Source organism: Streptosporangium nanhuense, from assembly GCF_059358815.1.
This window is the reverse complement of sequence record NZ_JCADBG010000038.1, coordinates 55,389-61,388: the sequence shown is the minus strand read 5'-3', so window position 1 is coordinate 61,388 and position 6,000 is coordinate 55,389. Positions and strand designations below refer to the sequence as shown.

The following is a 6,000-nucleotide window of genomic DNA, read 5'->3' as shown; positions in this document are numbered from 1 at the left end:
TGGCTGCGGGTCCTCACCCGGCCAGGCGCCGGGTGAGGGTCCGGGGCTCCTGTCAGGGACCACCCCGCCCAACGGGCGCGCACCGGCATGGCATCTGCCAAGACCTCCACGCCGGGCGCACCCGCCATCCCATCCCATCCAGAACGGGACACCATCATGCACCTGCACACCCACCCCCTCAGCGCCACCCCGGCCGTCTCCCCCACCGCCCCCCGGTGTGACCAGCGCCGCGTCGCCGTCCTCCTCGAGGACGGCGACGGCCGCCTGCTGATGCTGCAGTCGGCGGCCGGGGTCGCGGGCGCCGTCGCGCACGTCGACTCCCACGCCAGCCCGGAGGAGGCCGCCCACGCTCTGGTGGCGGCCCTCGGGGTGACGTTCACCCGTCTGGAGTTGGTGACCACCACCTGGCGCGGTGACCGCTGCGAGCGTCTGCCCCAGGCCAGCGGCCCCATCGGCCACAGCTGGCACCTGTTCCGCGCCCAGACCAGCGCCGAGCAGGCGGGCAGCATCCTGCAGTCGCACGGTCTGCGCTCCTACACCGCCGATCAGCTGCAGACGCTGGCCACGCGCACCGCCCTGTACGCCGCCGACCGGCTCACCGACACCGAGTTCACCGACATGCCCGGGATCGCGCCGGTCTGGATCGAGTGGCTCATCGAGGCCGATCTCATCAAGCTGGATGAGACCGAGCAGGCGGCGATCGAGTGGGCCACCTACCGGACCGGCCAGCCGGTGATGGCGCTGTCATGGCAGGAGACCTACCCCGGCCACGCCTGGCACCGCGCGCCCGCCCCGGCCCCGGCCACCTTCCGACAGGTTCCGGCCCGCCTGCAGCGCCTGGAGGAGGCGGCCGCCGCCGACCTGGTCGCCGAGACCGAGGCCGCCCGCGCGGAGCTGACCCGGACCGACACCAAGGCCGCCACGGTGCTGGCGTTCGCCGGGACCGCGTTCAGCGTGCTGGCCGCCCTCGGCGTGCTCGCCACCAACCTGCTACCCGCGGGACGGGTCGGGCTGGGAATCGCGGTGGCGCTGCTGGCGGGTGCCTCCGCGGCCGCGCTCACCGTCATCCGTCCCGCCCTGCCCCGGCCCGGCACCGGGAGCGGGTTCATCGCCCACGCCGAGGTGAGCGACGCCGAGGAACTGCTGGCCTCCCTGGCCGAGGACCCGGAGATTCGCCGCGCCCAGGACGTGGTGCGGCTGTCGCAGATCGCGGCCGCCAAGTACCGGAGGTTGCGGGTGGCCACCGACTTCATGCTGCTCGCCCTGGCTGTCGTCGTCGTCAGCCTGCCCAGCCTGCTGTAGCCGCCCCGCCCGATCCCCGGCCCCCCACCGGGGTGGCCGGGGATCGGGCCCTGAGACGAGAGATGAGGACCTCCCATGACGACCAACCACCACGACCACAACCACGCTCCCGCGAAGGTGGCGCCCGCGATCCTGGCGGCCGCCGACGGCGAGGAGCAGGTACTTACCCTGCTGCGCCAAGGCAGCACGGTGCCCGCCGTGAGTGATGCGACCACCTGGCCCGCGGCCGCGATCCGCAAGCTCGCCGCCCGCCACGGCCTGCTCATCGGCTCTGATGCCATCGCCTACGCCCCGGACGCCGCCTACTACGCCCAGCGCGTCGACGCGGTCACCCAGGCCGGGGCGGAAGAGCTGCTGCGCCTGGCCGCCGACTGCCCCGACGCCAAGGTGCAGCGCGCCAAGAACGGGCTGCTCGGCGACGTCGATGCGCTGCGCGAGCATCTGGCGGCCTACGAGCGGCGCACCGGTGAGCTGGCCATGGCCACCCACACCGCCGCCGAGGCCCGCCTGGAGGTCGACCGGCTGGCCACCCAGCTGCAGCAGGCCAAGAGTCGGCTGCGTGAGGCCAGCCAGACGCTCGGCCGCCGCGGCGCCGCGAAGGGCCCGGCGACGAAGCCCGGCGGCAGCGCCCGCCGCTACCAGCCGGGCACCGACTACACCACCCCGCAGGCGCGGGCCTGGGCCAAGGCCAACGGCTACGCCGAGGCGCTCCCGAAGTACGGCCGGTATGTGCCCGATCACGTGATCGACGCCATGCGCGCCGCCCACAACAGCGCGCCGCCAGTGCAGAGCGAGGCACGGTCCTCGGCCGCTCGCCAGGAGGTGGCCGCCTGATGAGCCAGACCACCGCGCCCACCGCGTCGTTCGAGCTGGCCGCGGCGCCGTTCGTCGCCGGTATCGCCCCGGGCGCCGGCATGCACGCCGTCCCGCGCGACTACGCGGTGCGCGCTCTGGCCGAGAGGTCTGGCGAGAGCGGCGCCCTGTGCGGGGGCCGCGTCCTGGTCGCCCCCCGCGTCGGCGCCTTCGACCGGGCCACCCTGCCCGCCTGGGCCACGGTGTGCCCATACTGCGCCTGGGCCGTGGCCACCAGCCCCGACGCGCGCTCCGGGGCCATCGAGCGGGAGCTGGACGCGCTCACCCCCACCGGCAGCGACCACGCCGCCCTGGAGCAGCTGCTCGGCGACGCGCTGGTGATCCGCCATCTGTGCGAGGCGATCCTCGCCGCCGCCCAACAGCCCGAGAGCGACGGCCTGGACCACGCTGTCGTCGAGCTGCTGGCGCACGCCAGCGCGCATGTACCGGTGCTGCTGCACCCCTGGGACTGTGCCGACGGCGAATGCGACCACCCGCCCGGCCAACGCCCGGCGATGGCGGCGTGCGCGGCCTGCAGCCTGCAGCCTGCAGGCCGGATCCTGGGCCGAGGACCGGGAGGGCACCTACCGGCCCGAATGCACCATCACCACGCCGTGTCAGGTCCTGGCCACCCTCATCACACAGCTGACCCCGCCGATCGAGCAGCACGAGGACCACGACGAGCTAGCCGCAACCGCAGAGCAGGCGCGGTGAGCCGCCGCCCACGCCGGGTGTTCTGGGACCCGACCGGCACGAAGTTCGGCGGCCTGCCCACCTACCCCTGGCGCTTCGCTCCCGAGGGATTGGCCACCCGCCGCCAGCTACGCGCCGCCGGGCTACGGCCCGGCGGCCAGGCGCCGTGCGCGCAGGTGATGTGGCGCTCACGACGCGCGGCCGGCGGCATCGCGGTGGCCTACCTGTACGAGGTCGCCGCGGCCAAGCCGCGCCGCACACCGTCGACGGCGCAGCTGCAGGCGCTGGGCAAGGCCATGCGCGCCCGGCGCACCTGCCCCGACTGCGGCACCGAACAGCCCTACTGCATCCCCACCCGCTACGGCGCCTGCCTGCCCTGCCACGGCTGGAGCCTCACCGCATGACCACCCCCACCTCAGCGCCGTCCTCACCTGCGACATCAGCGGGGGAGGACGACGCTGCGCGCTCGGTCTGCGGTCTAAGCGGATTTGACCTTTGTCGAAGAAAGTTTGACTAATGAGGCGAATGGCCGCTCTGATCAGCGGGGTTTCAGTCAAGACGTTTTCGCTGCTCAGCGTAGGTGGCGCGCTGGCCCAACAAACGTGTCATTCTAGTTTCCAGCAATTGCTGACAAATGGTGTTTTTGCCGAGTTGTGGCTTGTGTCAGAGAGTGTCGCTGGAGGAAGGGAGGGTTGCTGCCCGCCTGGCGGGGTGTGGGGGTCGGTGCCCGGTGTGGGCGCCTCAGTGTGCAGATGCCCCCACGCAGCGCGACACGCCGCAGGAGACAGGGGCGCGCACGCCCACACGCACTCGGAGATCGTGGAAAGATGCGGGACTGAATGCTCCGCTTTAAACCTCAGGAGTTACCCAGGCAAAAAGAAAACGCCCCCAGAGGGGGCGCTTCTCACGAGACAACTTCACACGACACACCTTGAACGTTCAGCTCCATGGTTTGGCGGCCGGGATGAGCTGAGCGGCTTAGGCGTGTCTATTCACGTCTGGAGACGACGATAGCAGCCCAGGCGTTGAGCTCACTACGCCTTGACGACGACACGCCGGGCTGTGAGGTCAACCAACTTCTTGGATGTCCCGTGCATGGGGCAGGACGCACCAGCGAATGCGCTGGTTGCGAGGCACTGACGCGCGAGGCGGTGGCGGCCGCGGTGGCAGCCGTCTGCGCCCTGGTGTGCGGCGCTGCGCCGGCTGAGGGTCAGCGCTCTTGGCTGCGGGGGGTGGAGGCCCACCCTGAAATATCGGTGCTGCGTGGTGATGCCTGGCGCAATCTGCACGCGGTGGCGCGGGTGGTGATGTGGCGCGCTTCACGCTGTGCGGTGACGGGGGTATGGACCTCGATCCCCACCCGGGCCCTGATCATGCGCCGCACCGGGCTGGGTGAGAGCGCAGTGAAGAAGTGGCTGCGCTGGCTGCGTGAGCGCGGGTTTTTGGGGACGGTCACCGCGGGCTCCACACCGCGTTTTCGCCCCGGTACCCGTTGTGGCCGCGATGATGACGGCGCCGGTAACCTCGGCGCCCAATACGTGCTGCTGACCCCCGTCGCCCTGCAGCGCTCAACGCCCCCCAGCATCCCCGCGCCCCGACCTGCGGCCATTGAGGACGCCCGCGCCGCCGACACCGTCCCACCGGCCTTTGAAGCCTCACAGCCCAGCCCGATGCCTGCAGCTGCCGAGAGGGTCGTCTCTTCGTCGCCCGGTGTTGCACGGCCTCTTGGTGGGGACGGAAAACGACCCCCCTCTGTGGTTCTCTTGAAGAGAACCGAGAAAGGGGTTGATCCCCGTAACGCGGGCGCGCGACGCGCGCGCGAAAAGCATGATCATCTCGGGGTGGGGGCGTTGCGGCCCGTGGACGGGAGCAGCGAGGAGGCCGGGCTCGCGGGCGGCACGGCCTGGACGTGGCCGCTGACCGCGACGCCGGATACCAAGACCGACATGCTCAAAGCCGCCCAGGCGCTGCGTACCCACAGCTCGATCCTGCGGCGTCTTTCCGCCCGCCACCTGCGCTCGCTGTTGCGCGCGTTCTTCACCTCCGGCTGGAGCCCCGATGACGTGCTGTACGGCCTAGACCACCGCCCCGAGGGCAACGCCTGGACCCTGACCAGCGATCCCAGCTACGTGCCCGGCTGGATCCGCTACCGGCTCGCCTGCTGGCTGAGCGCCGAAGGCACCCCGATAGCGCCGCGCTCTCGCGGCCGCGCCGAGCGCCGCGCCGCCGCGGCCGCCGCACTCATCGAAACCCGCGAACAACGCGCAACCGCCCTCACCCACCGCGCCACCGATGCCGCCGCCGCCGCAGCCACCGCCCGCGCCCAACTCGCGGCCGCCAGCCACACCGCTCGAGCCGCGATACAACGCCGCCAAACCCAGCAGGCCCGCCAAGCCCGCCGCGACGCTGCGATCAACGCTCAGCGGCCCGTTCAGACACCGTGGCCCAAGCTGGTAGAGCCTGCGGAGGTCTTCGAGCGCGAGTTCCTGAACCGCCACGCCCCGCCCACTGCCGCGCCCCAGCACGACCCCGACGATGAGGCGGCGTTCGCCGCAGAGCGGGCCTGGCTGGTGCAAGCGATGGCCACCCGCCCCCAAGACAACCGATGAGGGATTCCAACAAGGCCCACGTACAGGAACCAGCGGCACGCGCTACACCAGGAATCTACTTTGTAAAGGACCTCGGGCACACACAACCCACCCGCACATCCCTCCCCGCGGCGCCGCCCAGGGCCGGGCTTTTCCGCATCGATGAGATGACCCGTGCTCGAATGTCGGGTATTCGGGGGAGGGGCAGCACCAGCCATGGTGCGGCCCCTCTAGGAGGAATGGCCGGGGGCTTTACTGTGTAGATTCGTCTGCGTGGCGCCGAGCATCTCGGCGTTTTTAGGGGGCGGCCGGCAGGCGGGTGGCGGCGGCTGCGGTGAAGGCCGGTGCGTGCGAGGGGCCGGTCGATTCCACCGTCCAGGTGACCGTCTCGATGCGGCCCTGCTGGGTCAGCTCGTTCAGCACGCTCACCGGATGACGCGGGGGTTGAGCAGCAACCGAACCGTCAATGGCGTTAGCGAGCCATTGGGGCGCGCGTTACCGCCTGTCGGAAAATACTGTCGTCAATTCCGGCCCCAAACCGGCCGTCCGCCGTCATGCTTCGTCA

General features: G+C 71.3%; 5 protein-coding genes. 4 read left to right on the top strand and 1 reads right to left on the bottom strand.

The features are described 5' to 3' along the window. Window positions 1–156: 156 nt before the first annotated feature. From AC5L38_RS41420 to AC5L38_RS41405, 4 genes are all read left to right on the top strand, one after another. Window positions 157–1,302, top strand: coding sequence for a Pycsar system effector family protein (locus AC5L38_RS41420; protein ID WP_495248294.1), 1,146 nt, complete (start codon window positions 157–159; stop codon window positions 1,300–1,302). Window positions 1,303–1,377: 75 nt separating this feature from the next. Continuing rightward, window positions 1,378–2,136, top strand: a complete 759-nt coding sequence (locus tag AC5L38_RS41415; protein WP_495248293.1) for a hypothetical protein — start codon at window positions 1,378–1,380, stop codon at window positions 2,134–2,136. Continuing rightward, window positions 2,136–3,251: an RRQRL motif-containing zinc-binding protein gene (locus tag AC5L38_RS41410; protein WP_495248292.1), complete on the top strand. Its 1,116-nt coding sequence runs from the start codon at window positions 2,136–2,138 to the stop codon at window positions 3,249–3,251. Before AC5L38_RS41415 ends, AC5L38_RS41410 begins: the two co-directional genes overlap by 1 nt. Before the next feature lie 852 nt (window positions 3,252–4,103). Continuing rightward, window positions 4,104–5,456, top strand: a complete 1,353-nt coding sequence (locus AC5L38_RS41405; RefSeq protein ID WP_495248291.1) for a hypothetical protein — start codon at window positions 4,104–4,106, stop codon at window positions 5,454–5,456. Between the two features lie 276 nt (window positions 5,457–5,732). Here AC5L38_RS41405 and AC5L38_RS41400 read toward each other — a convergent pair whose 3' ends face one another. Beyond that, complete coding sequence (locus AC5L38_RS41400; RefSeq protein WP_495248290.1) at window positions 5,733–5,864, bottom strand: hypothetical protein; 132 nt, start codon at window positions 5,862–5,864, stop codon at window positions 5,733–5,735. Between the last annotated feature and the right edge of the window lie 136 nt (window positions 5,865–6,000).

Bases quoted from the DNA above. Each gene is read 5' to 3' on its own strand.
- AC5L38_RS41415 (WP_495248293.1), top strand. From the start codon at position 1,378: ATGACGACCAACCACCACGACCACAACCACGCTCCCGCGAAGGTGGCG.
- AC5L38_RS41410 (WP_495248292.1), top strand. From the start codon at position 2,136: ATGAGCCAGACCACCGCGCCCACCGCGTCGTTCGAGCTGGCCGCGGCG.
- AC5L38_RS41420 (WP_495248294.1), top strand. From the start codon at position 157: ATGCACCTGCACACCCACCCCCTCAGCGCCACCCCGGCCGTCTCCCCC.